At 73.0% G+C, this 26157-nt stretch carries 21 protein-coding genes and 1 riboswitch; of the genes, 9 read left to right on the plus strand and 12 right to left on the minus strand.

What is annotated here, in order from left to right:
- Positions 1 to 91 precede the first annotated feature (91 nt).
- On the plus strand, positions 92 to 589 hold the full coding sequence (locus TOK_RS16900) for a MarR family winged helix-turn-helix transcriptional regulator (protein WP_098958847.1): 498 nt from the start codon (positions 92 to 94) through the stop codon (positions 587 to 589).
- A gap of 16 nt (positions 590 to 605) precedes the next feature.
- On the opposite strand, the gene TOK_RS16905 is transcribed toward TOK_RS16900, so the two are convergent.
- The 9 genes from TOK_RS16905 to TOK_RS16945 all read right to left on the minus strand — a co-directional run bounded on the left by TOK_RS16905 (position 606) and on the right by TOK_RS16945 (position 10676).
- On the minus strand, positions 606 to 845 hold the full coding sequence (locus TOK_RS16905; protein WP_253258428.1) for a formate dehydrogenase subunit delta: 240 nt from the start codon (positions 843 to 845) through the stop codon (positions 606 to 608).
- On the minus strand, positions 838 to 3660 hold the full coding sequence (gene fdhF, locus TOK_RS16910) for a formate dehydrogenase subunit alpha (protein ID WP_098958848.1): 2823 nt from the start codon (positions 3658 to 3660) through the stop codon (positions 838 to 840). Before fdhF ends, TOK_RS16905 begins: the two co-directional genes overlap by 8 nt.
- Positions 3657 to 5186 carry an NADH-quinone oxidoreductase subunit NuoF gene (locus TOK_RS16915; protein ID WP_098958849.1) on the minus strand — a complete coding sequence of 510 codons (1530 nt, stop codon included), beginning with the start codon at positions 5184 to 5186 and terminating at the stop codon, positions 3657 to 3659. The genes fdhF and TOK_RS16915 overlap by 4 nt, the downstream gene beginning before the upstream one ends.
- Positions 5183 to 5659: a formate dehydrogenase subunit gamma gene (locus TOK_RS16920; RefSeq protein WP_098958850.1), complete on the minus strand. Its 477-nt coding sequence runs from the start codon at positions 5657 to 5659 to the stop codon at positions 5183 to 5185. The genes TOK_RS16915 and TOK_RS16920 overlap by 4 nt, the downstream gene beginning before the upstream one ends.
- Positions 5660 to 5799: 140 nt before the next feature.
- The gene (locus TOK_RS16925) at positions 5800 to 6462 is read right to left on the minus strand and encodes a metal-dependent transcriptional regulator (protein WP_098958851.1); all 663 of its coding nucleotides are present in this window, start codon (positions 6460 to 6462) and stop codon (positions 5800 to 5802) included.
- Positions 6463 to 6511: 49 nt separating this feature from the next.
- On the minus strand, positions 6512 to 7414 hold the full coding sequence (locus TOK_RS16930) for a metal ABC transporter permease (protein ID WP_098958852.1): 903 nt from the start codon (positions 7412 to 7414) through the stop codon (positions 6512 to 6514).
- Positions 7411 to 8163, minus strand: coding sequence for a metal ABC transporter ATP-binding protein (locus TOK_RS16935; protein ID WP_098958853.1), 753 nt, complete (start codon positions 8161 to 8163; stop codon positions 7411 to 7413). Before TOK_RS16935 ends, TOK_RS16930 begins: the two co-directional genes overlap by 4 nt.
- Positions 8160 to 9110, minus strand: a complete 951-nt coding sequence (locus tag TOK_RS16940) for a metal ABC transporter substrate-binding protein (protein WP_098958854.1) — start codon at positions 9108 to 9110, stop codon at positions 8160 to 8162. The genes TOK_RS16935 and TOK_RS16940 overlap by 4 nt, the downstream gene beginning before the upstream one ends.
- A 66-nt stretch (positions 9111 to 9176) precedes the next feature.
- Complete coding sequence (locus TOK_RS16945) at positions 9177 to 10676, minus strand: glycosyltransferase family 39 protein (RefSeq protein WP_098959040.1); 1500 nt, start codon at positions 10674 to 10676, stop codon at positions 9177 to 9179.
- A 98-nt stretch (positions 10677 to 10774) separates the two neighbouring features.
- Between TOK_RS16945 and TOK_RS16950 the strand changes: the two genes are divergently transcribed.
- The 7 genes from TOK_RS16950 (at position 10775) to TOK_RS16980 (ending at position 20556) form a co-directional block, all read left to right on the plus strand.
- Positions 10775 to 12220, plus strand: a complete 1446-nt coding sequence (locus TOK_RS16950) for an MFS transporter (protein ID WP_098959042.1) — start codon at positions 10775 to 10777, stop codon at positions 12218 to 12220.
- Positions 12221 to 12501: 281 nt separating this feature from the next.
- The gene (locus TOK_RS16955) at positions 12502 to 14139 is read left to right on the plus strand and encodes an ABC transporter substrate-binding protein (protein ID WP_098958855.1); all 1638 of its coding nucleotides are present in this window, start codon (positions 12502 to 12504) and stop codon (positions 14137 to 14139) included.
- A gap of 22 nt (positions 14140 to 14161) precedes the next feature.
- Entirely contained in the window at positions 14162 to 15625 is a 1464-nt protein-coding gene (locus TOK_RS16960; protein WP_253258429.1) for a 3-oxoacid CoA-transferase, read from the plus strand.
- Positions 15622 to 17145, plus strand: a complete 1524-nt coding sequence (locus tag TOK_RS16965) for a hypothetical protein (RefSeq protein ID WP_172457606.1) — start codon at positions 15622 to 15624, stop codon at positions 17143 to 17145. The genes TOK_RS16960 and TOK_RS16965 overlap by 4 nt, the downstream gene beginning before the upstream one ends.
- Complete coding sequence (locus tag TOK_RS16970) at positions 17142 to 17666, plus strand: biotin/lipoyl-containing protein (RefSeq protein ID WP_098958858.1); 525 nt, start codon at positions 17142 to 17144, stop codon at positions 17664 to 17666. The genes TOK_RS16965 and TOK_RS16970 overlap by 4 nt, the downstream gene beginning before the upstream one ends.
- Positions 17663 to 19036, plus strand: a complete 1374-nt coding sequence (locus tag TOK_RS16975) for an acetyl/propionyl/methylcrotonyl-CoA carboxylase subunit alpha (protein ID WP_098958859.1) — start codon at positions 17663 to 17665, stop codon at positions 19034 to 19036. Before TOK_RS16970 ends, TOK_RS16975 begins: the two co-directional genes overlap by 4 nt.
- Positions 19033 to 20556, plus strand: a complete 1524-nt coding sequence (locus tag TOK_RS16980) for an amidase (RefSeq protein WP_098958860.1) — start codon at positions 19033 to 19035, stop codon at positions 20554 to 20556. The genes TOK_RS16975 and TOK_RS16980 overlap by 4 nt, the downstream gene beginning before the upstream one ends.
- Here the strand turns inward: TOK_RS16980 and TOK_RS16985 are convergent.
- On the minus strand, positions 20501 to 21343 hold the full coding sequence (locus TOK_RS16985; RefSeq protein WP_098958861.1) for a hypothetical protein: 843 nt from the start codon (positions 21341 to 21343) through the stop codon (positions 20501 to 20503). The genes TOK_RS16980 and TOK_RS16985 overlap by 56 nt on opposite strands.
- Entirely contained in the window at positions 21340 to 21555 is a 216-nt protein-coding gene (locus TOK_RS31755) for a hypothetical protein (RefSeq protein WP_141566427.1), read from the minus strand. Before TOK_RS31755 ends, TOK_RS16985 begins: the two co-directional genes overlap by 4 nt.
- 105 nt (positions 21556 to 21660) lie before the next feature.
- Between TOK_RS31755 and TOK_RS16995 the strand changes: the two genes are divergently transcribed.
- Positions 21661 to 22263 carry a TetR/AcrR family transcriptional regulator gene (locus TOK_RS16995; RefSeq protein WP_098958862.1) on the plus strand — a complete coding sequence of 201 codons (603 nt, stop codon included), beginning with the start codon at positions 21661 to 21663 and terminating at the stop codon, positions 22261 to 22263.
- 52 nt (positions 22264 to 22315) lie between these two features.
- Here TOK_RS16995 and cobN read toward each other — a convergent pair whose 3' ends face one another.
- Positions 22316 to 25915, minus strand: a complete 3600-nt coding sequence (gene cobN, locus TOK_RS17000; RefSeq protein ID WP_098958863.1) for a cobaltochelatase subunit CobN — start codon at positions 25913 to 25915, stop codon at positions 22316 to 22318.
- A gap of 101 nt (positions 25916 to 26016) precedes the next feature.
- Positions 26017 to 26138, minus strand: a riboswitch (cobalamin riboswitch).
- Positions 26139 to 26157: the final 19 nt, after the last annotated feature.

Below are 26157 nucleotides of genomic sequence, written 5' to 3' on the forward strand. Positions count from 1 at the left end.
AGCCGCTCCGACTCCTGGCCCGGGGTCATGGGACGACGCTAGCGACACGGTGGGCCCGCGTGTTACTCCGAACGTGGGTTACCATCCACCGATGGGAGCGCGCCCGGACCCGTCGGACCTCGTCGACGGCCCCGTCGTGGGCCGGGTCGGCATGGTCGACGACGAGACCCTGCGGCTGCTCACCCTCGTGGAGCGCTCCGTCGAGCAGCGGCTCGACGAGGCGCTCAAGGCCCACGGCGCCGACATCGAGCAGTGGCGCATCCTGTCGTTGCTCGTGGCGCAGGGCGGCTGCCCGATGAACGTCGTTGCCGAGCACGCGATGATGCTGGCGCCCAAGCTCTCCAAGCTCGTCGACCGGATGGTCTCGGCCAACCTCGTGCTGCGCCGTCCCGACGAGCTCGACCGGCGCCGCGTGCTCGTCGTCGCGTCGCCGCGCGGGCGTCAGGCCCACGCCGTCTGGGAGGACGCCACCGCCGACGTGCGGCGGCAGTTCCTCCAGCTGCTCGGACCCGACGCCGCGGTACTCGACGAGCTGCTGCGGCGGCTGCGCGACGGCCTGCAGCGCCCGGGGACCAGCACCGACAGGTGACGAGCAGCCCCGCCCCTCACGGTGCGGGCACGCCCGGCGAGAGCATCTCTGCCACGCGCACGACGACCGGGTCGACGTCGGCGCCCTCGTCGACCACCGTCACCAGCCGGCGGCGCATCCGCGGGTCCCAGAACTTCCTCACGTGCGCCGCGACGGCCGCGGCCGCATCGTCGGGCGGGCGGTGCGCGAACTGGGCGACCATGTCCTCGGCCATCCGCACGACCGGGTCGAGACCGTCGTGGTGGTAGTCAGGCACCGGCCGCTCCCACTGTCGTCCGCTCGTGGGCGGAGGCGGCGGCCCGAGGCGCCGTCGACGGCGTCACCTGCACCGCTGTCACCTTGTACTCGGGACAGTTCGTCGCCCAGTCGGAGTTGTCCGTCGTGACGACGTTCGCGCCGCTCACCGGATGGTGGAACGTCGTGTAGCAGACCCCCACCGGCATGCGGTCGGAGATCCTGGCCCGCAACGACGTCGTACCCACCCGGCTCGACAGCTCGACCCGGTCGCCGTCGGTGACCCCGCGGACCTCGGCGTCGTGGGGATGCAGCTCCAGGACGTCCTCGGGGTGCCAGGTGACGTTCGCGGTGCGCCGGGTCTGGGCGCCGACGTTGTACTGCGACAGGATGCGCCCCGTCGTGAGGATCAGCGGGAAGCGCCGTGTGCTGCGCTCGCGCGTCGGCACGTACGGGGTGACCATGAAGCGGCCCTTGCCGCGGACGAACCCGTCGACGTGCATGATCGGTGTTCCGCCGGGCAGCTGCTCGGTGCAGGGCCACTGCACCGAGCCGACGGCGTCGAGATGGGCGAACGAGACCCCGGCGAACGTGGGCGTCGTCAGCGCGATCTCGTCCATGATCTGCGCGGAGCTGTCGTAGTGCATCGGGTAGCCCATCGCCTGTGCGATCTCGCAGACGATCTGCCACTCCTGCTTGCCGGTGCGCGCCGGCATCACGGGGCGGACCCGGTTGATGCGGCGCTCGGCGTTGGTGAACGTGCCGTCCTTCTCCAGGAACGACGTGCCCGGCAACAGGACGTGGGCGAACTTCGCGGTCTCGTTGACGAACAGGTCCTGCACGACGACCAGGTCGAGCGCCGCCAGCGCGGCGTGCACGTGCCCGGTGTTCGGGTCGGACTGGGCGATGTCCTCGCCCTGCACGAACAGCGCGCGGAACGAGCCGTCGAGCGCGGAGTCGAACATGTTCGGGATGCGCAGGCCGGGCTCGTCGAGCAGGTCGACGCCCCAGAGCTCGTTGTAGACCTCGCGGACCGAACCGTCGGACACGTGCCGGTACCCCGGGAGCTCGTGCGGGAACGAGCCCATGTCGCAGGAGCCCTGCACGTTGTTCTGCCCGCGCAACGGGTTGATCCCGACGCCGGAGCGGCCGATGTTGCCGGTGGCCATCGCGAGGTTGGCCATGCCCATGACCATCGTCGAGCCCTGGCTGTGCTCGGTGACGCCCAGGCCGTAGTAGATCGCGGCGTTGCCGGCGGTGGCGTAGAGCCGGGCCGCGGCCCGCACGTCGGCGGCGGGGACGCCGGTGATCTCTTCGACGGCCTCGGGGGCGTGCACAGGGTCGGCGATGAACGCCTCCCACTCCGGCACGTCCTCGCACCGGGCGTCGACGAACGCGCGGTCCACCAGACCCTCGGTCACGACGACGTGGGCCATCGCGTTGACGATCGCGACGTTCGTGCCCGGGTTGAGCGCCAGGTGGTGCGCCGCCTCGATGTGCGGGCTGCGGACCAGGTCGATGTGGCGCGGGTCGACGACGATCAGCTGCGCGCCCTGGCGCAGCCGCTTCTTCATCCGCGACCCGAAGACCGGGTGCGCGTCGGTCGGGTTGGAGCCGATCACCATGATCACGTCGGCGTCGGCGACCGAGGCGAAGTCCTGGGTGCCCGCCGACGTGCCGAACGTCTGGCTCAGCCCGTAGCCGGTGGGGCTGTGGCAGACCCGGGCGCAGGTGTCGACGTTGTTGTTGCCGAACGCCGCCCGCACCATCTTCTGGACGACGTAGACCTCCTCGTTGGTGCACCGCGACGAGGTGATGGCGCCGATCGACCCGGTCCCGTGCTCGGCCTGGATCGCGCGCAGGCGCTGCGCGGTGTGGGTGATCGCCTCCTCCCAGGAGACCTCGCGCCACTCGTCGGCGATCGAGTCGCGCACCCGCGGGGCGAGTACCCGGTCCGGGTGCGACGCGTAACCGAACGCGAAGCGACCCTTGACGCAGCTGTGACCCTCGTTGGCGCCGCCGTCCTTGTGCGGCACCATCCGCACGAGCTCGTCGCCGCGCAGCTCCGCCTTGAACGAGCAGCCGACGCCGCAGTATGCGCACGTCGTGACCACGGAGCGGGTGGGCATCCCCAGCTCGACGACGGACTTCTCCTGCAGCGTCGCCGTCGGGCAGGCCTGGACGCAGGCGCCGCAGGAGACGCAGTCGCTGGAGAGGAAGTCCGTGCCGCCCGGGGACACCGCGGAGCCGAACCCGCGGCCCTCGATCGTCAGCGCCAGGGTGCCCTGCACCTCGTCGCACGCCCGGACGCAGCGCGAGCAGAGGATGCATTTCGCCGGGTCGAACTCGAAGTACGGGTTCGACGTGTCCTTGAGCAGGTCCATGTGGTTGGCGCCGGCGTCCACACCGGAGCCGTAGCGGACCTCGCGCAGCCCCGTCACGCCCGCCATGTCCTGCAGCTCGCAGTCGCCGTTGGCCGAGCACGTCAGGCAGTCGAGCGGGTGGTCGGAGATGTAGAGCTCCATGACCCCGCGGCGCAGCTTGCCGAGCTTCCCGGTCTGGGTGCGCACCACCATCCCGGGAGCGACCGGCGTCGTGCAGGAGGCGGGGGTGCCGCGGGCGCCGTCGATCTCCACGACGCACAGCCGGCACGACCCGAACGCCTCCAGGCTGTCGGTCGCGCACAGCTTCGGGACGTCGATCCCCGCGTCCTTCGCCGCACGCAGGACCGAGGTGCCCGGCGCCACGGCGACTCCGATGCCGTCGACGGTGATCTCGACGGTCGCCTCCCCCGCGCGGGCGGGTGTGCCGAAGTCGGGTTCCTTGAGCAGGCTCATCGCGCTTCTTCCGTCACGGGGATTCCGAAGTCGGACCCGAAGTGCCGGATCGCACTGCGCACCGGAAGCGGGGTGAGCCCGCCCATGGCGCACAGCGATCCGTCGGTCATCAGCTCGCAGAGGTCCTCGAGCAGCACGAGGTCGGCCTCGCGGTTCGCACCGGCCTTGATGCGGTCGATCGTCTCGACGCCGCGCACCGCCCCGATCCGGCAGGGTGTGCACCGCCCGCAGGACTCCTCGGCGCAGAACTCCATCGCGAACCGCGCCATCGACGACATGTCGACGGTGTCGTCGAACACCACGATGCCGCCGTGCCCGACCATTGCCCCCGACGCCGCGAACGCCTCGTAGTCCATCGGCAGGTCGAACCGTTCCACCGGCAGGTACGCCCCCAGCGGGCCGCCGACCTGCACCGCCCGCACCGGCCGGCCCGTCAGGGTGCCGCCGCCGAACGTCTCCACCAGCTCGCCGAGCGAGATGCCGAACGCCGTCTCGACCACGCCGCCGCGGGCGATGTTGCCGCCCAGCTGGAACACCTGGGTACCCCGCGAGCGGCCCACCCCGAGTGCGGCATAGGCGTCGGCTCCGTGGGCGAGGATCGTCGGGACCGAGGCCAGCGACAGTACGTTGTTGACGACGGTCGGCTGCCCGAACAGCCCCTCCAGCGCGGGGATCGGCGGCTTCGGCCGCACCGTCCCCCGCTTGCCCTCGAGGCTCTCCAGCATGGAGGTCTCCTCGCCGCAGATGTAGGCACCCGCACCGACCCGGACGTGCACGTCGAACGCCACACCCGAGCCGAGGACGTCGTCGCCCAGCCAGCCCCGCCCGCGCGCGGCGTCGATCGCCGTCCGCAGTGCCGCAACGGCATCGGGGTACTCGGAGCGGACGTAGACGTAGCCCTCCGACGCCCCGACCGCGTACGCCGCGATCGTCATGCCGGTGAGCAGGGTGAACGGGTCGCCCTCGATCAGCATCCGGTCGGCGAACGTGCCGGAGTCGCCCTCGTCGGCGTTGCAGCACACGAACTTCAGGTCCGAGGCCGCACCGGCGACGGTCTTCCACTTGATGCCCGTCGGGAAGCCCGCGCCGCCGCGGCCACGCAGCCCGGAGTCGGTCACCGCCGTCACGACGTCGGCCGGGTCCATGGCCAGTGCCGCACGCAGCCCGTCGAGGCCGCCGTGGCGTTCGTGGTCGTCGGGATCGGCGGGGTCGACGAGACCGACCCGGGCGAACGTCAGCCGCTGCTGGGCCCGCATCCATGGGAGGTCCTCGACCGGGCCGAGACCGTCGGCGGCGCCGTCCAGCATCCCGGCGGCGACCAGCCCGTCGACGTCCTCGGCGGTGACGGGCCCGTATCCGACGCGGCCCCGGTCCGTCTCGACCTCGACCAGCGGCTCCAGCCACAGCATGCCGCGCGAACCGGTCCGCACGACCTGCGCTCCGGCGCGCGCCAGCAGGTCGGCGACCTCGTCGGCACCGACCGAGACCGCGGCGGAGTCCTTGGGGACGAACACACGCACCGTCATCGGGCCTGCCCGATCAGCGCGTCGAGCCGGGCCGGGGTGACGCGGCCGTGCAGCCGGTCGCCGACCTGCACGGCCGGACCCAGCGCGCAGTTGCCCAGGCAGAAGACCTCGTCGAGGGTGACGGCACCGTCGGGCGTGGTCTCCCCGCGCTCGACGCCGAGGCTCGCGACGGCGTGCTCCAGCAGCGCTTCCGCACCGACGGCCTGGCAGGCCTCGGCGCGGCAGACCCGCACCGTGACCCGCCCCGGCGGGGTGGTCCGGAAGTCGCGGTAGAACGTGACGACGCCGTGCACCTCGGCCGTGGACAGGTTGAGCCGGTCGGCCAGCACGGGCACCACCGACGGCGGGACGTGGCCGAGCTCCTCCGACACCGCGTGCAGGATCGGCAGCAGGGCGCCGCGGGAGGCGCGATGGGTCTCGACGGCCCGGTTCACCACCTCGTCCACCAGCCCGGGGGGTGCCTCGATGCTCATCGGCGCTCCAGTCGATCACTCCGCGTCATGGTGTGACTGTGGGCGGGGCGACGGGCACGGTCAAAACGAACGTGGCTATGCGGTGATAGCCGCCGCCTATGACACCTGGCGGGCGACCCGGGCCCGGGCCGTCGAAGGAGTCAGTGGATCGCCTCGACGCGGATGAGGCGGGCGGCGGGGACGCCCAGCACGACGTCGGCGCCGTCGTTGACGATGCCGATCGTGCCGGCTGTGTCGTGGTGCTCCACGACCTCCAGGACACTGCCCAGCGCGATCCCGAGGCGGTCGAGGTGGCGCAGGATCTGCGGGTCGTTGTCGGACACCCGCACGACACGCACCCTGCTCCCCTCGCCCGCGGAGTCCAGGGTCAGCTCGTCGCCGCCCGGCATGCTGCCGTCGGCGTGCGGGATCGGGTCGCCGTGCGGGTCGCGGTCCGGTTCGCCGAGGCGCAGCGCGAGCCGGTCGACGAACACGTCGGACACCGCGTGCTCGAGGACGTCGGCCTCGTCGTGGACCTCGTCCCAGCCGTAGCCGAGATACTCGACGAGGAACGTCTCGATCAGGCGGTGCTTGCGGACGGTGGCCAGGGCGATCCGCCGGCCCTCGTCGGTGAGCTCGATGGTGCGGTAGCGCGCGTGCGCGACGAGGCCGCGCTCGGTGAGCCGGCGGACCACCTCGGACACCGACGACGCCGCGAGCCCCAGGCGCGCCGCGAGCGCCGAGACCGTGACGGGCTCGTCGGACCACTCCCGAGCGGTCCAGAGGACCTTCAGGTAGTTCTCGGTCGCCGCGGATTCGGTCATTCGGTCCCTCTCGTCCCAGTTCACCGGAACGGTACGACAGTGCGGTCCGTCAGCGGCGAGCGCGCCGGGCGTCGGTGATGTCGCTGCCGGGCCCCGCGGCGCGGTCCGTCCTCGCGTTGCGCAGCCGGCCGAGCAGACCGTGGCGCGGGCCGAACAGGTAGACCGCCGAGAACACCGCGCCCTGGCTGACGACGACGAGGCCGCCGGGCGCGGCGTCGATCCAGTAGCTCAGGTACAGCCCGACCGTCGCGCACACCACCGACAGGATCGGCGCGACGACCAGCATCCGGGAGAAGCGGTCGGTGAGCAGGTGCGCCGTCGCGCCGGGCAGGATCAGCATCGCGACGACCAGGATGACGCCGACGACCTGCAACGCCACCACGGCGGTGAGCGCCAGCAGCCCCAGCAGCAGCGCCCCGAGCCGCCGCGGCGACAGCCCGATGGCATGGGCGTGGCCGGGGTCGAAGGCGTAGAGGACCAGGTCACGGCGCTTGTGGAGCAGCACCGCCACCACCACCGCGCCGAGGCCGACGACCTGCACGACGTCGACGACCGACACACCGAGGACGTTGCCGAACACGATGTGGTTGAGGTCGGTCTGGCTGGGGGTCACCGAGATGAGCACGAGGCCGAGGGCGAACAGCGTCGTGAACACGATGCCGATCGCGGCGTCCTCCTTGACCCGGCTGGTGTCGCGGATCGCGCCGATCAGCCCGACGGCGAGGAAGCCGAAGACCACCGCGCCGATCGCGAACGGCAGGCCCAGGACGTAGGCCAGGACGACCCCGGGCAGCACGGCGTGCGACACCGCGTCGCCCATGAGCGACCAGCCGATCAGCACCAGCCAGCACGACAGCAGGGCGCACACCGCGGCGGCGACGGCCGTCGTGACCAGGGCGCGGATCATGAACCCGTAGGACAGGGGCTCGGTGAGCAGGTCGAGCGGGTTCATGTCCGGCTCCCGTGGTCGAGGGGGTCGACGCCGAAGGCCCGCGCGAGGTTGTGCGGGGCCAGCACCTCCTCGACCGGGCCGTGCAGCAGGACACGGCGCAGCAGCAGGACGGCCTCGTCGGCGAGCGACGGGAGGGCGTGCAGGTCGTGGGTCGCGATCAGCACGGTGGCGCCACCGGCTGCCAGATCGGTGAGCAGGCCCGACATCGTGGCCTCGGACCGCTTGTCGACGCCGGCGAAGGGCTCGTCGAGCAGCAGGATCTCCGCGCCCTGGGCGATGCCCCTGGCGACGAACGCCCGCTTGCGCTGCCCACCGGAGAGCTGCCCGATCTGGCGGTCGGCCAGCTCGGTGAGCTCGACGCGGGCCAGTGCGTCGGCGACGGCGGCACGGTCGGTGTCGCGAGCCCGGCGCATCGGGCCCATCCGCCCGTACCGGCCGGTCATGACGACGTCGCGCACCGACACGGGGAACGACCAGTCGACGGCCTCGGCCTGCGGGACGTAGCCCACGATGCCGCGCCGCCGCGCCGCCGCCGGGTCGAGCCCGCCGATCGTGACGCGTCCGGAGTCAGCCCGTTGCAGCCCCATCATGGCCTTGAACAGCGTCGACTTGCCCGAACCGTTCATCCCGATCAGGCCGCACACGGTGCCGCGCCGCAGGGTCAGCGACACGTCGTCGAGCGCGACGATCGGGCCGTAGCGGACCGACAGGCCCTCCACGTCGACCGCCGCGGCGTCGGTGCTGCTCACGCCGTCACCCCGGTCAGGCCGGCGATGATCGTCGTCGTGTCGTGGCGGATGAGGTCGAGGTAGGTGGGGACCGGACCGTCGGCCTCCGACAGCGAGTCCACGTAGAGGACCCCGCCGAACCGGGCGCCGGACGCGGCGGCGACCTGGCGCATCGCGCTGTCGGACACCGTCGACTCGCAGAACACCGCCGGGACGTCGTTGGCCCTCACGAACTCGATCGCGGACGTGACCTGCTGCGGCGTCGCCTGCTGCTCGGCGTTGACCGGCCAGATGTAGCGCTCGGTGAGCCCGGCGTCGCGCGCCAGGTAGGAGAACGCGCCCTCGCAGGTCACGAGCGCGCGCTGGGCGGGCGGCACGGCGGCGAGAGCCGCGACGAGCTCGTCGTGGACGCGGCGCAGCTCGGCCGTGTACGTCGCCGCGTTGGCCCGGTACGCATCGGCGTGGGCGGGATCGAGCTCCGCGAACGCGACGGCCATGTTGTCGACGTAGCGGACCACGTTCGCCGGGCTCATCCACGCATGCGGGTTGGGCTTGCCCGCGTAGGCGTCCTCGGTGATGTCCATGACCGCGACGCCGTCGGACACCACGACGTGCGGCACGTCGACCTCCTGGACGAACCGGCCGAACCACAGCTCGAGGTTGAGCCCGTTGTCGACGATCAGGTCGGCCTCCGCGGCCTTGCGGATGTCGCCGGGGGTGGGTTCGTAACCGTGGATCTCGGCGCCGACCTTGGTGATCGACTCGACGCGCAGGTGCTCTCCCGCGACGTTGCGGGCGACGTCGGCCAGCACGGTGAAGGTCGTCAGCACCAGCGGCCGTTCGTCGGGGGGCCGCGACGCGGCGCCGCACGCGGCGACGACGGCCAGCACCGCGAGAAGGGTGGTCACCGCGCAGGCGCGGCCGATCGCCGACGCGAGCCCGTGGCCCGCCCGGAAGCAACTTCGCATACCGGACACAGCTCGCACAGTACGAGTTCGGGCACCCGAAATCCAGAGTTGGGCCGCCCGGGACAGCTAACCGATGCGCCGGATCTCCGGCCACAGCTGTGCCCAGGGAGCCGTCCGGTCACGACAGGCGACGACCGGGGCGCCCTGCTCGTCGTTGTCCAGGCCGATGCCGTTGTCGATGCGCGCCAACGGTTCCACCGACCCACACCACCGGCCGAGCGCCTCCGGGCGATAGCCGACGACGATCGCCGTCGTCGCCGACTCGGGCGGCGGCCCCCACTCGGCGTAGCTGTTGTGGCCGCTGTACACCGGCGGCAGGCCGAGGGCTGGACCGTAGCGGTCGATCGCGCCCGCCTCGCCGTAGTTCTCCGCGAGCACCACCGTCGTGGCGCGTTCGGCGGGCGGCAGGGTGTCGGCGGCCCGGGCGATCGTCGCCGCGACGGCAGGCCACCCGATCTGCTCCCCCGCGTCGTAGTCGACCGCGACGATCGGCGAGCCCGGCAACGCGGTGGCAGGCACGAGCGGCAGGAACAGCAGCGCGCTCACCGCGGCGGCGAGAGCCACGCCCGCGACGAGCACCGACCGCCGCACCCGGGCGGCGCCGCGGGCCGCCCACGCCACGACCGGCCCTGCCCCGGCGGCAACGAGCAGCGGGTAGAGCCCGACCAGGTAGTACGGCTTGCCGCCGGTGGCGACGAAGAACGCGAGCAGCACGACGTAGACGACGGCGAACGCCCGCCAGGTGCGCAGGGCGGGGTCGCGGGCGAGCCGCCACAGCCCGGTCCCCCACACCGGCACGAGGAGGGGACTGACGATCACCAGCTGGTAGGGCAGGAGGATCCAGCGCGAGGCGCTGGTGCCGGAGCCGCCCCCCGCGATGGCCGAGGAGAGGTCGAGCATCGGCCAGCCGTGCCGGGCCTCCCACACCAGGAACGGCGCCCAGATCGCCAGCGCGACCAGCCCCGCGAGCCAGGGCCACGGAGTACGCAGCACCTCGCGGGGCCCGGCGACGAGGATGCCGATCAGCAACGCCCCCACCAGGAACGCGGGCATCACCTTGTTCTGCAGGCCGATCCCCACGACGACGCCGACGAGCACCCAGAAGGCTCCCCCGTCGCGCAGCGCGCGCACCGTGAGCCACGTCGCGACGGTCCAGGCCAGCACGTCGAACGTCGTCGTCGACAGCAGATGACCGACGGCGAGCAGGAAAGACGACGCGCCGGTCCCCGCAGCGGCCAGCAGCTGGGCGCCGCGGCCCCCGCCGAACTCCCGGGCGAGCAGCCCGGCGCAGACGACGACGAGTGCCGCGGCGACCGCGGAGGCCACCCGGAGGCCGACGAGCGAGTCGCCGAACAGGCTCGTCGCCGCCCGGGCGAGCAGAGGCGTGAGCGGCGGCTGGTCGACGTAGCCGAACGCGAGCTCACGCCCGGCGCGCAGGAAGTACAGCTCGTCGCGGTGATAGCCGTAGCGGCCCGCGGTGGCGAGCAGCGCGACGAGCACGACGGCCGCGGCCGCGCCCACCCCGGGCCACCACGGCCGGGGCCGCTCCGGTGCGTCGACGCTCATCGCCACCCCCTCGGCGGCCCATCCTGCCGGGTCGGACCCGGCGCGTCCGGGGAATCCCCGTTGACCTCGACCGGGGTTCAGGGCGCACGCTCGTGTTCGTGAGCAGCGCGACGGACGACCCGACATCTCCGACGGCGGCCGAGCCCGTGCCGGCGCCCCCACCCCGGCCGCACGGGACGGCCGGCGAGGCCGCGGGGCGACCCGAGCTGTTCGGGCCGGGGCGGCGGGCGACGACGGTCGGCATCATCCTGCTGATCAGCATGATCGCGTTCGAGGCGATGGGGGTCGGGACGGCGATGCCTGCGGTCGTGGCCGACCTGGGCTCGGTGTCGTCGTACGCGTGGCCGTTCGTGGCGTTCACGGCGGCGAGCGTCGTCGGGACGGTGCTCGGCGGGCGGTGGTGCGACTCCCGTGGGCCGGGGGCCGCGTTGATCACCTCGCCGATGCTGTTCGGGGCCGGGCTGGTGGTTGCGGGGACGGCCGGGTCGATGGCACAGCTACTGGTGGGGCGGGTGCTCCAGGGACTCGGTGCGGGGGCGGTGGCCGTCGCGGTCTACGTGCTGATCGCGCTGGTCTACACCGAGCACGCCCGGCCGGCGGTGTTCGCCTTGATGTCGTCGGCGTGGGTGCTGCCCGCACTGGTCGGGCCGCCGGTCGCCGGGGTCGTGACCGAGCGGTTCTCGTGGCACTGGGTGTTCCTGGCGATCGTGCCGTTCGTCGTCGTCGCGGTGGTGCTGGTGCTGCCCGCGGTCCGCGACCTGCCGCCGGCGCGTCCCACCCCCAGCGGCGGCCACGGCCGCTCGGTCGTCGTCGCCGCGCTGGCCGCCGCGGTCGCGGTCGCGGCGCTGAGCTGGGCCGGTCAGCACCCGACGGGCCCGCCGGCGGCCGTCGTGGCCGTCGTCGCGCTGGCGATGCTCGTCCCGGCCCTGCGCCGGTTGCTGCCGGCGGGCTCGTTCCGGGCACGGCGCGGGATCGCCGCCGTCGTGGCCTCACGGGGGCTGCTGTCGGGGGCGTTCTTCACGGTCAACGCCTACCTGCCGCTCATGCTGACGTCCACGCACGGCTGGTCGCTGTCGACCGCCGGCATCCCGCTGGTCGTGGGGGCGCTGGGGTGGTCGGCGGCGGCCGCGTGGCAGGGCCGCCACCCTGACCTGTCGCGACCGGCGCTGCTTCGGGTCGGGTTCGCGTTCGTCGCGGTGGGGATCGCGGGGCTGCTGGTGGTGGCGCCGTCGTGGGGCATCGCGTGGGCGGCGCTGCCGTTCTGGGTGGTCGCCGGGATCGGGATGGGGCTGGGGTTCTCCTCGTTGTCGTTCCTGCTGCTGGCCCGGTCGGCGGAGTCGGGTGCGGGCCGCGTCGGGTTCGACTCGGCTGCGGCGCAGCTCACCGACCAGCTCTCGCAGGCGACGCTCGTCGGTGTGGGTGGCGCGTTGCTGGCGACGACGGCCTCGCCTGCGGTCGCGCTCCCGTTGCTGGTGGCGGGCCTGGTGGTGCTGGCACTGGCCGGCACGGGGATCGCGGGGCGCACCGCGGGTGCGTCGACGTAGCGAGTCCGGGGCGAGCACGTCCGACCGGTGTTGGGCCGGTCGGACGCCGTCGCGTGCGTGACCTTGACCACCTCGGATGTGCGGATTATGTTCTCATGATTGTTAACAATCTTGGGTACAGGACCGTCAACATCGTTCCGCCACACCGTTCGGCACACTCGACATGCTCCGCATGACCGGTCGCCACCTCGGCGGCTCGTCGTCCTCGTGACGACGATTGCCTCCCGCTCCACCGGCTCGGTCCGGGCGACGACGCCCGGCGGCACAGAGAGGGCGTCGCGATGCGCCTCGACCCGGAACGGACCCGACCCCACGCGCGAAGAGTCGCGATCGTCGCGGCAGCGATCGGCCTCGCACTGGTCGCCGCCGCCTGCGGCTCCTCCGGTGGCGGCGGTGGCGCGGGTGCGGCAGCGACCCTCGACACCTCGCACCCCCACGGCGGTGACCCCGCCCAGGAAGGAACGCCGGTCGCGGGCGGCACGCTCGTCGTCGGCTCCTACACCGAGGCCCGCTCCTACGACCCGACCGTCGGTTCCAACCTGGTCGCCTCCGCGATCTACGACTCGCTGATGAAGATGGACGCCTCCGGTACGCCACAGCCGTTCCTCGCGCGGTCGATGGACACCCCCGACCAGGGCCGGACCTGGGTCCTGACGCTCCGCCCGAACGTGCGGTTCCACGACGGCACCCCGCTCGACGCCGACGCGGTGATCTTCAACGTGAAGCGCCAGCAGGACAAGCCGACCGCGCTCGGCCACCTCTACACGACGCCGATCGCGAGCATGACCGCCGTCGACCCGCTCACCGTGAGGTTCGACCTCAACCGGCCGGTCGGGTCGTTCCCGGTCGTCTTCGCGCTCCCCTTCGGCTCGGGCAACCTGGGGACGATCGCGTCCCCCACCGCCGTCGTGAAGTACGGCGCCGACTACGGCCGCAACCCCGTCGGAGCGGGGCCTTTCAGGTTCGTCGAGTGGATCCCGAACAACAAGGCGACCGTGGTCCGCAACGACGACTACTGGCAGCCGGGCCTGCCCCATCTCGACGGCATCGAGTTCCGGCCGCTGTCGGACACCGAGACCCGCTACGCCTCACTGGTCAACGGCGACATCGACCTCGACATCGCGGGGTTCCACTCCGAGGTGTTCCGAGCGTCGCAGAACAAGGACCTCAGGGTCTACTTCGGGCCGGGTGGCGACGGCGAGTACCTCTACTTCAACGTCACCCGGAAGCCCTTCGACGACCCGCGGATGCGCGAGGCGATCATCCACGCGATCGACCCGACGGCGCTCTCGGCCACCCAGTACCAGAACACGATGGCCCAGGCGGTCACCGCGTTCGCGGCGGGCGACCAGTACTACAGCGAGAAGGCGGCGCAGGAGTGGCCGGCCTACGACCCGGAGCGGGCGCGGCAGCTCATCGCCGACTACAGGGCGTCGGGCGGGGACCCGGACTTCACGTTCTCCGACTCCAACTCCCCCGGCAACATCCAGTTCGCGACGTTCCTGCAGGCGCAGTGGATGGCCGTCGGGCTCGACGTGACGCTGAAGTTCGACGACCTCGCGACGCTGGTCACGACCGTCGTGCAGGGCGGGCAGTTCCAGATGGTGCACTGGATCGCCGGGCCGTACGAGAACCCGTACCCGTTCATGTTCAACCAGTTCCACTCGGGCGGGATCAACAACTACGGCAGGTACGCCAACCCGCAGGTCGACGCCGCCCTCGACGAGGCCGCCGCCACGACCGACCAGGCCACGCGCGTCGCCGCGTACCAGCGGGTGCAGGAGCTGGTGAACGCCGACCGGGCGGTCGTCTGGCTCAGCCGCGCCTACAAGGCAGCGCTCACGAACCAGCAGGTCCGGGGCGTGCAGCGTTACCTGTCCAGCGAGATCTTCTGGGGCTCGGTCTGGATGGCGACGTGAACCGGTGCGAGGAAGGACGACAGTGACGACAGTGACGACGGGCACGACGCAGTCTCACGAGACGGGCACGGCCAGGGCCGCGGGAGCCGACAAGGTGTACCCGTCGCCGCAGGCGGCGGTGGCCGACATCGCCGACGGCTCGTCCGTCGCGATCGCAGGGTTCGGGGTGACCCACCGGTTCCCGTCGAGCCTGATCACCGCGTTGCGCGACCAGGGCGCGCGGCGGCTCACGGTGTACTGCAACGGGCTGGGGCAGCCCGGCCACCCCACCGCGCAGAGCCTCGCCGAGAACGGGCAGCTGTCGCGGCTGGTGGCGTCGTTCTCCGCGCGGCCCGGGCCGGTGACCGCCGCCGAGGCCGGGATCGAGGCCGGCGACATCGAGCTGGAGCTCGTGCCGCAGGGGACGCTCGTCGAACGGATGCGCGCCGGCGGCGCGGGCATCGCCGCCTTCTACACCCCCGCCGGGGCGGGCACCGCGATCGGCGACGGCAAGGAGGTCCGCGACTTCGACGGCGTACCGCACCTGCTCGAACACGGCATCCGCACCGACTACGCGCTGCTGCGCGCGCACCGCGCCGACCGGATGGGCAACGTCGCGTTCCGCGGCGCGAGCCGCAACTTCAACGACAGCTTCGCCAAGGCCGCCCACTGCGCGATCGTCGAGGTCGACGAGATCGTCGAGGTCGGTGAGCTCGCCCCCGACGAGATCGACCTGCCCGGCGTGTTCGTCGCGCGCGTCGTGCAGACCACCGTGACGATCGACGTGAACGACCTGCCCCGGCGCGCCGCCCGGCCCGCCGGGAGCGGCCGGCTCTACCACGACAAGCCGGGGATGACCCGGGCCGGCATCGGCCGCCGCCTCGCCGCCCTGATCGCCCCCGGCAGCCTGGTGAACCTCGGCGCGGGCCTGCCGAACCTCGCCGCCGACCACCTCGCCGGGCGCGGTGTCACCCTGCACGGCGAGAACGGGGTGCTGGGCCACGGCGGGTTCGTCACCGACGGGCCGCGCGACCCCGACATGCACGACGCCGGCGGGAACTTCGTCACTCTGCTGCCGGGGGCGTCGTTCTTCGACAGCGTCACGTCGTTCGAGATCGCCCGCTCCGGGCGTCTCGACGCCGTCGTGCTGGGTGCCTACCAGGTCGGGGGCAGCGGCGACCTGGCGAACTGGGCCGTCCCGGGGCGGATCGGCGGCGGCATCGGCGGCGCCATGGACCTGGCCGTCGGGGCGAAGCGGGTGATCGTGACGCTCGAGCACTCCGACAGCGGGGGGCGACCGAAGCTGGTGCAGCACTGCAGCTATCCGGTGACCGCGGTGGGGTGTGTCGACGCGATCGTCACCGACCTGGCGCTGCTCACCCGCGACGGCGACGGGTTCCGGCTCGACGAGGTCGCGGCCGGGTTCACCGTCGACGAGGTGCTGGCCCTGACCGACATGTCCGTGACCGTCGCCGAGCACGTCGGCGTCATGCAGGAGGCCTGGTGAGCAACGGCGTCGACAACAGGGTCTCGTTCCTCGACACGACGTTCCGCGACGGTTCGCAGTCCTTGTGGGCCATGGGGATCCGCTACGGGATGATGGAGGCCCTCGCAGGCGACCTCGACCGGGCCGGGTTCTCCCACATCGAGCTGCCCGCCAACGCGATCTTCTTCAAGAAGATGGTCCGCGACCTGCGCGAGGACCCGTGGGACACGATGCGGATGCTCGCCCGCACCATCACCCGCACCCCGACGACGTGCATGGGCGGCGTCGGCGGCAACCTCAACGGGTTCGGCACCCCCACCGCGCCGGTGCTCGGGGAGCTGTTCGCGGAGAAGCTCGCCGAGATCGGGGTGATGAACCGGGCGCAGCTCATGGCCAACACCGCCGACCAGACCATCCGCCAGTTCCCCACCGCCGTCCCGCGGGCCCGCGAGCTGGGCCTGACCGTTGCGCTGGCCGTCTGCTACACGATCTCGCCGCGGCACACCGACGAGCACTTCGCCGAGACCACCCGGCGCTGCGCCCGGTTCAGGCCCGATGTCATCTACATCAAGGACGCCGGTGGGCTGCTCACCGTTGACCGCATCCGGACGCTGCTGCCCGTCGTCATGGCCGAGGCCGGGGACATCCCCGTCGAGCTGCACTCGCACTGCACCACCGGGCTCGCTCCGCTCGTCTACCTGGAGGCGTTGGCGCTCGGGGTGCGGACGCTGCACTGCGGGGTCCCGCCGTTGGCCGACGGTTCCGCCCAGCCGTCGGTGCTCACCACCGCGCGCAACTCCCGTGTCCTGGGCTTCACCCCGACCGTGGACGAGGAGCTGCTCGCGTCGGTGTCGTCGCGGCTGGAGGAGTTCGCCCGCCGCGACGGCATGCCGCTGGGCCGCCCGCCGGCCCACGACGCCAACCACTACCGCCACCAGATCCCGGGCGGCGTCATCTCCAACCTGCGCCACCAGCTCGCCGGGATCGGCCTCGGCGACCGGCTCACCGACGTCCTCGAGGAGTGCGTGCGCATCCGCGAGGAGCTCGGGTACCCGATCATGATCACGCCGTACTCGCAGTACGTCGCGACGCAGGCGGCGATCAACGTCGCCTCCGGGCGGCGCTACGACGTCGTCATCGACGAGCTCGTCCGCTTCGCCCAGGGCGCCTACGGGGAGGACTCCGGGTACACCTGGATGGATCCCGACCTGCGCGACCGGTTCCTGGCCCTGCCCCGCGCCGCCGAGCTCGCCGACGCCGCGGCTCGCCCGCCCGTCGGGGTCACCCTCGACGACGTCCGGGAGTCGATCGGCGCCCCCGGCATCTCCGACGAGGAGCTGATCCTGCGGGCGATCATGCAGGGCACCGCGGAGATCGACGCCATGCGCGCAGCGGGCCCGCCCCGCACCTATCACTCCGGCGGCCTACCGCTGCGCACGTTGATCGACCGGCTCGGGGAGACGTCGCGGGTCCGGTACGTGCAGCTCAGCCGGGGTGCGACGTCGATGGAGCTGCGCTCCCGGAAGGAGACCGCATCATGACCGAGCCGCGTGGGCTCACCGACGAGGACGTCGACCAGGTGACCCGGCTCGTCGAGAGCCTGGACCGGTCGGGGTTCGACTTCCTGCGGGTCGAGCTGGGAGACCTGCGGATCACGATCGGGACGGGCGAGCCGCCCGCCGCCGGCGGCGCTCCCCCACCCCCTCCGGTGGCGCCTGTCGCCGCGGTCGCACCCGTTGCGGCGCAGGCGGTCACACCTGCCACGCCGGTCGCCGCGGCCGATGTCGCCGCCACGGATCCTGTCGCCACGGCCGCCGCCGGGGGCGTCGAGATCACCGCACCGACGATGGGCATCTTCTACGCCCGGCCCGAGCCCGGGAAGCCTCCGTTCGTCGCGGTCGGCGACCTGGTCGAGGAGACGACGACGGTCGCGCTCGTCGAGGTCATGAAGACCTTCCACTCGGTCGCGGCCGGGGTGCGGGGCACGGTCGCCGAGATCTGTGTGTCCGACACCGACTTCGTCGAGTTCGGGGCGGTGCTGATGCGGGTCTCGCAGCCGTGAGCCACGGGCTCCGGCGGGTGCTGGTCGCCAACAGGGGCGAGATCGCCGTCCGCATCGTGCACGCGTGCCAGGAGCTGGGCATCGAGACGGTCCTCGCCGTCTCCGAGGCCGACCGCGACTCCCTCGGCACCCGGCTCGCCGACCGCGCCGTCTGCATCGGGCCGGCGCGGGCACCGCAGAGCTACCTCGACGTCGCCCGTGTGGTCACGGCCGCGACCGCCACGGGGTGCGACGCCGTGCACCCCGGCTACGGGTTCCTCTCCGAGTCCGCCGCCCTCGCCCGCGCGTGCACCGAGCACGGCCTGACATTCGTCGGTCCGACCGCGGAGCACCTGCAGGCCATGGGCGACAAGATCTCCGCCCGCCGGCTCGCCCGGGAGGCGGGGGTCCCGATCCTGCCGGGCTCCGAGCAGGTCCGGACGCCGGAGGCGGCGCAGGCCGTCGCCCGGGAGGTCGGGCTGCCGGTGATCGTCAAGGCGTCCGCGGGCGGGGGCGGGCGTGGGATGAAGGTCGTCACCGACGCCGCCGAGCTCCCGACCGTCCTCACGACCGCCGCCGCGGAGGCCGCCGCCGCGTTCGGCGACCCGACGCTCTACGTCGAACGCTTCGTGCGCAACGCCCGCCACGTCGAGGTGCAGGTGCTCGGCGACCGCCACGGGCACGTCGTGCATCTCGGGGAGCGGGACTGCTCGCTGCAGCGTCGCAACCAGAAGGTCGTCGAGGAGGCACCCGCGCCCGGGCTGGCGCCGCAGGTCCGCGACGCCCTGCACGCCGCCGCGGTCCGGCTCGCACGGCGGCTCGGCTACGAGAGCGCCGGGACCGTCGAGTTCGTACTCGACCGCGACACCGGCGAGTTCTTCTTCCTGGAGATGAACACCCGCATCCAGGTCGAGCACCCCGTCACCGAGCTGGTCACCGGGATCGACCTCGTCCAGCAGCAGCTCCGCGTCGCCGCGGGCGAGCCGCTCACGTTCGGCCAGGACGACGTCGTGCACCGCGGGCACGCCGTCGAGTGCCGCGTCACCGCCGAGGTGCCGGGCGAGGACTTCCGGCCGTCGGCCGGGCGGATCACGGTGTGGGAGCCGCCGGGTGGGCCGAACATCCGCATCGACACCCATTGCGTCCCCGGCTACTCGGTGCCCGTGTACTACGACTCGTTGCTGGCCAAGCTGATCGTCCACGCCCCGACGCGCGACGAGGCGATCGCCCGGGCCCGTGCGGCGTTGCGCCGCTTCACCGTGGAGGGCGTGGGGACGACGATCGGGTTCCTCGACTTCCTCGTCGGACGCCCCGAGTTCGGCGACGCCACGATGACGACGCACACGATCGCCGACGTCATCGGCGAGTTCACCCCGGCCGCGGCGGCGTGAGCGCGGACGAGGTCGCGCGGCTGCGCGCGTTGGCCGACCGGTTGCGGGCCCTCCCGCTGGCCGACGTTCCCGGGGCCCTCACCTTCACCCCTGCCAGCGGCGATGGCCTCTCTGGCGACCATCGGCCCTCACGACCCCTGACCAGCGGATCCATTGCCGGAACGCGGGCGGCGCTCGATGCGGGCGAGACCACCGCGCTCGCGCTGACCGACGAGGCGCTGGAGCGGGCTGAACGGCACGCCGACCACGGCGTGTTCGTCCACGTCCTGGCCGAGTCCGCCCGCGCCGAGGCCGCACGGGCCGACCGCTGCGCGGCGCGGGGTCCGCTGCACGGCGTCCCCGTCACGGTCAAGAACAACATCCACGTCGCCGGCGTCCCGACCACCTGCGGCTCGCCGGTGTTCGCCGGCCGGGTGGCCACGACCGACGCCGCCGTCGTGACCCGGCTGCGGAACGCGGGTGCGGTGATCGTCGGGACGACGAACCTGCACGAGATGGCGTTCGGCTCGACGTCGGTCAACCCGTACACCGGCACGGTCCGCAACCCGCGCGCCCCGGAGTACGTCGCGGGCGGGTCGAGCGGCGGGTCGGCGGCGGCGGTCGCGCTGGGCATCGGGTTCGCCTCGCTCGGCACCGACGCCGCCGGGTCGGTCCGGATGCCCGCGAGCTGCTGCGGGGTCGTCGGGTTCAAGCCGACGCACGGTGTGGTGTCGCTGCGCGGGGTGGTCCCGACGAGCATGTCCCACGTCGACCACGTCGGTCCGCTGTGCACCTCGGTCGCCGATGCCCGCCTGCTGCTCGACGTCCTGGCCGGCCACGACCGGGACGACCCGCACTCCGATCCGCGGCCGCTCGTCGCGGCCGATCCGGTCACCGACCTGGACGACGTCGTCGTCGGGGTGCCGCAGGAGTACTTCTGGACCGGCCTGGACGACGACGTCGAGAGGGTGTGCCGGGCAGCGGTGGCGCGTCTGACGGACGCGGGTGCGCAGGTCAGGCCGGTGGTCTGCGACATCGGGGCGCTGATGCCGCTGCAGGCCGTCGCCATGTTCGTCGAGGCCCACGTCGTGCACGCGGAGCACCTGCGGGCGACCCCCGAGCTGTACTCCCCCGGGCTGCGCGACCGGCTCCTCGCGGGCGGCTCGGTGCTCGCGCAGGACTACGTCCGCGCGCTGCGGGCGCGCCGGCTCGTCGTCGACGCGATCACCGCGGCCCTCGTCGGCGTCGACGCCCTCGCGATGCCGACGATGCCGGTGCCGCCGATGCGCGTCGCCGACGCCGACGCCGATCCCCGCGTCGCGCTGATGGCCCGCCACACCTCGCCGTTCAACCAGAGCGGGCACCCGGTGGTGTCGCTGCCTGCGGGAGCGACACCGGGCGGGCTGCCGGTCGGGCTCCAGCTCGTCGGCCACCCGTTCGCCGATCTCCGGCTGCTGGCGATCGCCGAGGCGGCCGAGACGGCACTCAGCCGAGCAGTCCCCGCATCGCCGTCCCGGTCACGACCATCCGGCCGATCATGAGCGTCGCGAACTCGTCGACCGACTCCTGGGCCGTGCGGCGAGCCGCTCCCCCGATGTCGAGCCGCTCCGCGTCGAGCAGCGGCAGGAGGTCGTCGACAGCCACCCGCCGGGCGCGCTCGAGGAGCCGGCGCTGGGTCGCCTGCAGGACACCCTCCCTGTGCGACGGCAGCAGCGCGACGTAGGCCGTCGCCAGGAACGGTGGCCACAGGGTCAGGTGGCGGTACAGGCTCGCGTGCGCGACGCCCGGGCCGAGGCGTCCGAGCTCGTCGGCGGCCCGGACGAGTGCCTGCAGGTCGGGGGTCAGCGCGCTCATCGACGGCAGGGGCGGCGCGCCGGTGCGTGGCGGCGACGGCCAGGGCGCAGCCGGCGCAGGCCGGCCCGGGGCCGCCGGGCCCGCGGCCGCGCCGTGCAGAACGGCAGCGACGGTCGTCATGACAAGGAAGTTCACCGAGTTCGCGTGGTTGTAGTCGTCGATCACCTCGGCGACCCCCCGCCGGGTGTCGGGCCCGACACCGAGCGCGTCCCAGACGTGTCCGGGCAGCCCGTCGAGCTGCGCCGCCCGAGCCTCCTCCCGGATCGCGGCGACGCGCTCGCGCAGCACCTCGGTGCCGTAGAGGGGCTTGACGGTGTCCCAGACCGCGGGCAACGCTCCCGGCACCGTGGCCAGGTGCCGCCAGATCAGGTTCACGAACGGCAGGCCGAGCGTCGTCCGCAGGTCCTCGAAGATCTCCGCCGTCTCGCCGACCGCGTCCGCCTCGGCGACCGCGGGGATGGGGTCGGCGGTCACGCGGGGGCGCCGGCGGCGTGACGCGGGAGGATGTCGGCGACCGCGCGGTTCGCAGGCACGTCCGTCCCGAGCGCGGCGGCGCGGGCGACGGCCGTGTCCTCGCCGACCAGCGGCTCGATCTGCCTCGCCCCCTGTTCGTCGTGGCCGCCCTTCGCGAGCCGGGCCCCGAAGTAGCCACCAACCCCGCCGGTGCCCGTCACAGCGATCCGCATCCAGCCTCCTTTGATGAATGACCGACCAAATATAGGTACAGAATCCCAGGCAGCACAGCCCTGGATCCATCTGAGAGGAAGAATGGCCGTACTAGCATCGGAGCCGTGGGAAGGACCCGGCAGTTCGACGTCGACGACGCGCTGGACGCCGCGCTGCGGACGTTCTGGGAGAACGGGTTCGAGGCGTCGTCGATGCAGACCCTCTGCGAGGCGATGCGCGTCCAGCCGGGCAGCGCCTACGCCGCGTTCGGCCCCAAGCGTGACCTGTTCACCGCAGCCCTGCGCCGCTACACCGAGACGGTGTCGGCCGAGGCGGTCCGGCGCATCACCGCACCCGCGAGCGGCGCGCAGGGCCTGCGCGACTACCTCGACCACCTGATCGACGCCATGGTCGACGGTGACCGGCGCTGGGGCTGCCTGATCACCAACTCGCTCGTCGAGTTCGCGGAACGGGACCCCGAGCTCACCGGCATGGTCGGCCTGCACCTCGCGAACCTGCGCGCGGCCTTCGAGTCCGCCCTGACCCGGGCCGCCGCGGCCGGCGAGCTCCGCCCCGGTGCCGGTCCCGGGTCCGCCGACCTGCTGGTGGCCGTCGTCCAGGGCATGAACGTCCTGGCCAGGAGCCGCCCCGGACGTGACCGGCTGCGCGCCGTCGCCGACGCCGCGCTCGCCGGCCTCCTCGCCGAACCGCCCGCCTCGACACCCTGATCCGGGGCCGTGAGTGGCCATGCTCGCCGGAGCGACCATCGCCACTCACGGGTCACTCGGCTTCCAGGTCGCCCTCGGACTCGAGGTATGCGGTGCGCAGCGCGGCGAGCGTCGACGGGTCGGGGGCCTCCCACAGGCCGCGGTCGACGGCTTCGAGGAGCCGTTCGGCCATGCCGTGCAGCGCCCACGGGTTCGACTCGGTCAGGAAGGCCCGGTTGTCCGGGTCGAGGACGTACTCGGCCGTCAGCTTCTCGTACATCCAGTCGGCGACGACGCCGGTCGTGGCGTCGTAGCCGAACAGGTAGTCGACGGTCGCGGCCATCTCGAAGGCGCCCTTGTAGCCGTGGCGGCGCATCGCGGCGATCCACCGGGGGTTCACCACCCGAGCCCGGAACACCCGCGCAGTCTCCTCCGACAGCGTCCTGGTGCGGACGGACTCGGGCCGGGTCGAGTCCCCGATGTAGGCCTCGGGCGCGGTGCCGGTCAGCGCGCGGACCGTCGCGACCATGCCGCCGTGGTACTGGTAGTAGTCGTCGGAGTCGGCGATGTCGTGCTCGCGGGTGTCGGTGTTCTTGGCTGCGACGGCGATGCGCCGGTAGGCGTTCTCCATGTCGTCGCGGGCGGGGACGCCGTCGAGGCCACGGCCGTAGGCGTAGCCGCCCCACGTCGTGTAGACCTCGGCGAGGTCGGCGTCGCCGCGCCAGTCCCTGGACTCGACGAGCTGCAGCAGCCCCGCCCCGTAGGTGCCGGGCTTCGAGCCGAAGACGCGGGTGCGGGCGCGGCGCTCGTCGCCGTGCCGGTCGCGGTCGGCCTGGACGTGGGCGCGGACGAAGTTCTGGTCGGCGGGCTCCTCGAGGCCCGCGACGAGGGCGACGGCGTCGTCGAGCAGGGCCAGGACGTGCGGGAACGCGTCGCGGAAGAACCCCGAGATGCGGACGGTGACGTCGATGCGCGGGCGGCCCAGCTCGTCGAGGTCGATCGCCTCCAGCCGCACCACTCGCCGCGACATCTCGTCCCACACCGGGCGCACGCCGAGCAGCGCGAACACCTCGGCGACGTCGTCGCCGGAGGTGCGCATCGCGCTCGTGCCCCACACCGAGAGACCGACCGAGCGCGGCCAGTCGCCGTGGTCGCGGCGGTAGCGCTCCACGAGCGACTCGGCCATCGCCTGCCCGGTCTCCCAGGCCAGCCGGGAGGGTACGGCCTTCGGGTCGACGGAGTAGAAGTTGCGGCCGGTCGGGAGCACGTTGACCAGACCGCGCAGCGGCGAGCCCGACGGCCCGGCCGGGATGAAGCCGCCGGCGAGGGCGTGGAGGATGCGGTCGATCTCGTGGCGGGTGCCGTCGAGGCGCGGTACGACCTCGGTGGCGGCGAAGCGGAGCACGTCCCCGACCGCGACCGGGTCGGCGGGCGAGGACACGGCGATCACGGAGTCGGCCGCGGACGGGTCCCAGCCGGCGGCCTCCATCCCCGCGACGAGTGCGTGTGCCGTCGCTTCCACCGCGTCGGTGCGCGCCTTCGTCTCCGAGCCGTCCTCGACCAGACCCAGGGCCTCGCGCAGACCCGGGACGTTCTGCTCGCCGCCCCACATCTGCCGGGCCCGCAGCATGGCGAGCACGAGGTCGACCCTCTGTGGACCGGACGGCGCCGCGCCGAGGACGTGCAGGCCGTCGCGGATCTGGACGTCCTTGATCTCGCACAGCCAGCCGTCGACGTGGAGCAGGAAGTCGTCGAACCGGTCCTCCTCCGGGCGCTCCTCCAGTCCCAGGTCGTGGTCGAGCTTCGCGGCCTGCATCAGCGTCCAGATCTGCTGGCGGATCGCGGGCAGCTTCGCCGGGTCGAGCGCGGAGATGTTGGCGTGCTCGTCGAGCAGCTGCTCCAGCCGCGAGATGTCGCCGTAGGTCTCGGCGCGGGCCATCGGCGGGATCAGGTGGTCGACCAGCGTGGCGTGCGCGCGGCGCTTGGCCTGGGTTCCCTCGCCCGGGTCGTTGACCAGGAACGGATAGACCAGTGGCAGGTCGCCCAGCGCCGCGTCGGTGCCGCAGGACGCCGACATGCCCAGGGTCTTGCCGGGCAGCCACTCCAGGTTCCCGTGCTTGCCGACGTGCACGATCGCGTGGGCACCGAAGCCGTCCTCCTCGCGCGGGGCGGCGAGCCACCGGTAGGCGCCCAGGTAATGGTGCGAGGGCGGCAGGTCCGGGTCGTGGTAGATCGCGACGGGGTTCTCGCCGAAGCCGCGCGGCGGCTGCACCATCAGCACGACGTTGCCCGCCCGCAGCGCGGCGACGACGATCTCGCCGTCGGGGTCGGCGGAGCGGTCGACGTAGTGCTCCCCGGGCGCCGGGCCCCAGTGCTTCTCGACGCCATCGGTCAGCTCGACGGGCAGCCGCTCGAACCAGGAGCGGTAGCGGGCCGCGGAGATGCGGACCGGGTTGCCCGCGAGCTGCTCCTCGGTGAGCCAGTCCGGGTCCTGCCCGCCCGCCGCGATGAGCGCGTGGATCAGCGCGTCGCCGTCCTGCTCGGCGACACCGGGGAGCTCCCCGACGTCGTAGCCGGCCTCGGCCATGGCGCGCAGCAGCGCGACCGTCGAGGCCGGGGTGTCGAGCCCGACGGCGTTGCCGATCCGGGCGTGCTTGGTCGGGTACGCCGAGAGCATCACGACGATCCGCTTGTCCGCGTTGGGGATCCGGCGCAGCATCGCGTGCCGCACGGCGATCCCGGCGACACGGGCCGCCCGCTCGGGGTCGGCCACGTACACCGACAGGCCGTCGGCGTCGATCTCCTTGAACGAGAACGGCACCGTGATCAGCCGGCCGTCGAACTCGGGGACGGCCACCTGGGTGGCCACGTCGAGCGGGGTCATCCCGTCGTCTGAGGACGCCCACGTCGCACGGCTGCTCGTGAGGCAGAGGCCCTGCAGGATCGGCACGTCGAGCGCGGCGAGCTCGGCGACGTCCCAGGCCTCGTCGTCGCCACCGGCCTGCGCGGACGCGGGCTTGGTCCCGCCCGCGGCGAGCACGGTGACGACCATGGCGTCGGCGGCACGCAACGTCGTCAGCAGCTCGGGCGGGGCCTGGCGCAGCGACGCGCAGTACACCGGCAGCGCCCTGGCCCCGGCGTCCTCGATCGCGGTGCACAGCGCCTCGACGTAGCCGGTGTTCCCGGCGAGCTGCTGGGCGCGGTAGTAGAGGACGGCGACGGTCGGCCCGTCGAGGTCCGCGGGCGCGTCGCGTTCCAGGACGCCCCAGGCGGGCAGGTCGGCGGGCGGGTCGAAGCCCTCGCCGGTGAGCAGCACGGTGTCGGACAGGAACGCCGCGAGCTGGGCGAGGTTCTCGGTGCCGCCCTGGGCGAGGTAGGCGTGGGCCTGCGCCGCGACGCCCGCCGGCACCGTCGACAGCTCCATCATCTCCGCGTCCGGCGCCATCTCCCCGCCGAGCGCGACGACCGGTCGGCCCGACGCGAGCACCGCGTCGAGGCCGTCCTCCCAGTACCGACGACCACCCAGGATGCGCACGACGACGACGTCGGCGCCGTCGAGCAGCGCCGGGAGCTCGTCGGTGAGGGTGCGGGCGGGGTTCGCGAGCCGGAACGGCGCGCCGCCGGCGCGGGCGGACAGCAGATCGGTGTCCGACGTCGAGAGCAGCAGGATCATCGGCCGCACCGCGTAGCGGTGTGCCGGAACGGCGTCAGGGGGCGCATGGCCGGGCCTTCCTCGGGATCCTCGTCCCGGGTGGGGTGGGTCGGCGGGCAGGTGAGTGTCCTGGCTCCCGGATCGGCGCTCGCCCCGGCCTTCCGGGCTCGCGCCCGTGGCCGTCGGTGGGGTCCGCTCCCCGGTGACAGTGGCGGGACCGCGCCGGAATCACACCGGCTTCCTCGCTCCCGCCCGCCATGAAG

It is taken from the genome of Pseudonocardia sp. N23 (genome assembly GCF_002583555.1).
Classification (GTDB): Bacteria; Actinomycetota; Actinomycetes; order Mycobacteriales; family Pseudonocardiaceae; genus Pseudonocardia.

Bases quoted from the DNA above. Each gene is read 5' to 3' on its own strand.
- TOK_RS16955 (WP_098958855.1), top strand. From the start codon at position 12,502: ATGCGCCTCGACCCGGAACGGACCCGACCCCACGCGCGAAGAGTCGCG.
- TOK_RS16970 (WP_098958858.1), top strand. From the start codon at position 17,142: ATGACCGAGCCGCGTGGGCTCACCGACGAGGACGTCGACCAGGTGACC.
- TOK_RS16930 (WP_098958852.1), bottom strand. From the start codon at position 7,414: ATGAACCCGCTCGACCTGCTCACCGAGCCCCTGTCCTACGGGTTCATG.
- fdhF (WP_098958848.1), bottom strand. From the start codon at position 3,660: ATGAGCCTGCTCAAGGAACCCGACTTCGGCACACCCGCCCGCGCGGGG.
- TOK_RS16925 (WP_098958851.1), bottom strand. From the start codon at position 6,462: ATGACCGAATCCGCGGCGACCGAGAACTACCTGAAGGTCCTCTGGACC.
- TOK_RS16940 (WP_098958854.1), bottom strand. From the start codon at position 9,110: ATGCGAAGTTGCTTCCGGGCGGGCCACGGGCTCGCGTCGGCGATCGGC.
- cobN (WP_098958863.1), bottom strand. From the start codon at position 25,915: ATGATCCTGCTGCTCTCGACGTCGGACACCGATCTGCTGTCCGCCCGC.
- TOK_RS16900 (WP_098958847.1), top strand. From the start codon at position 92: ATGGGAGCGCGCCCGGACCCGTCGGACCTCGTCGACGGCCCCGTCGTG.
- TOK_RS31755 (WP_141566427.1), bottom strand. From the start codon at position 21,555: ATGCGGATCGCTGTGACGGGCACCGGCGGGGTTGGTGGCTACTTCGGG.
- TOK_RS16920 (WP_098958850.1), bottom strand. From the start codon at position 5,659: ATGAGCATCGAGGCACCCCCCGGGCTGGTGGACGAGGTGGTGAACCGG.
- TOK_RS16915 (WP_098958849.1), bottom strand. From the start codon at position 5,186: ATGACGGTGCGTGTGTTCGTCCCCAAGGACTCCGCCGCGGTCTCGGTC.
- TOK_RS16945 (WP_098959040.1), bottom strand. From the start codon at position 10,676: ATGAGCGTCGACGCACCGGAGCGGCCCCGGCCGTGGTGGCCCGGGGTG.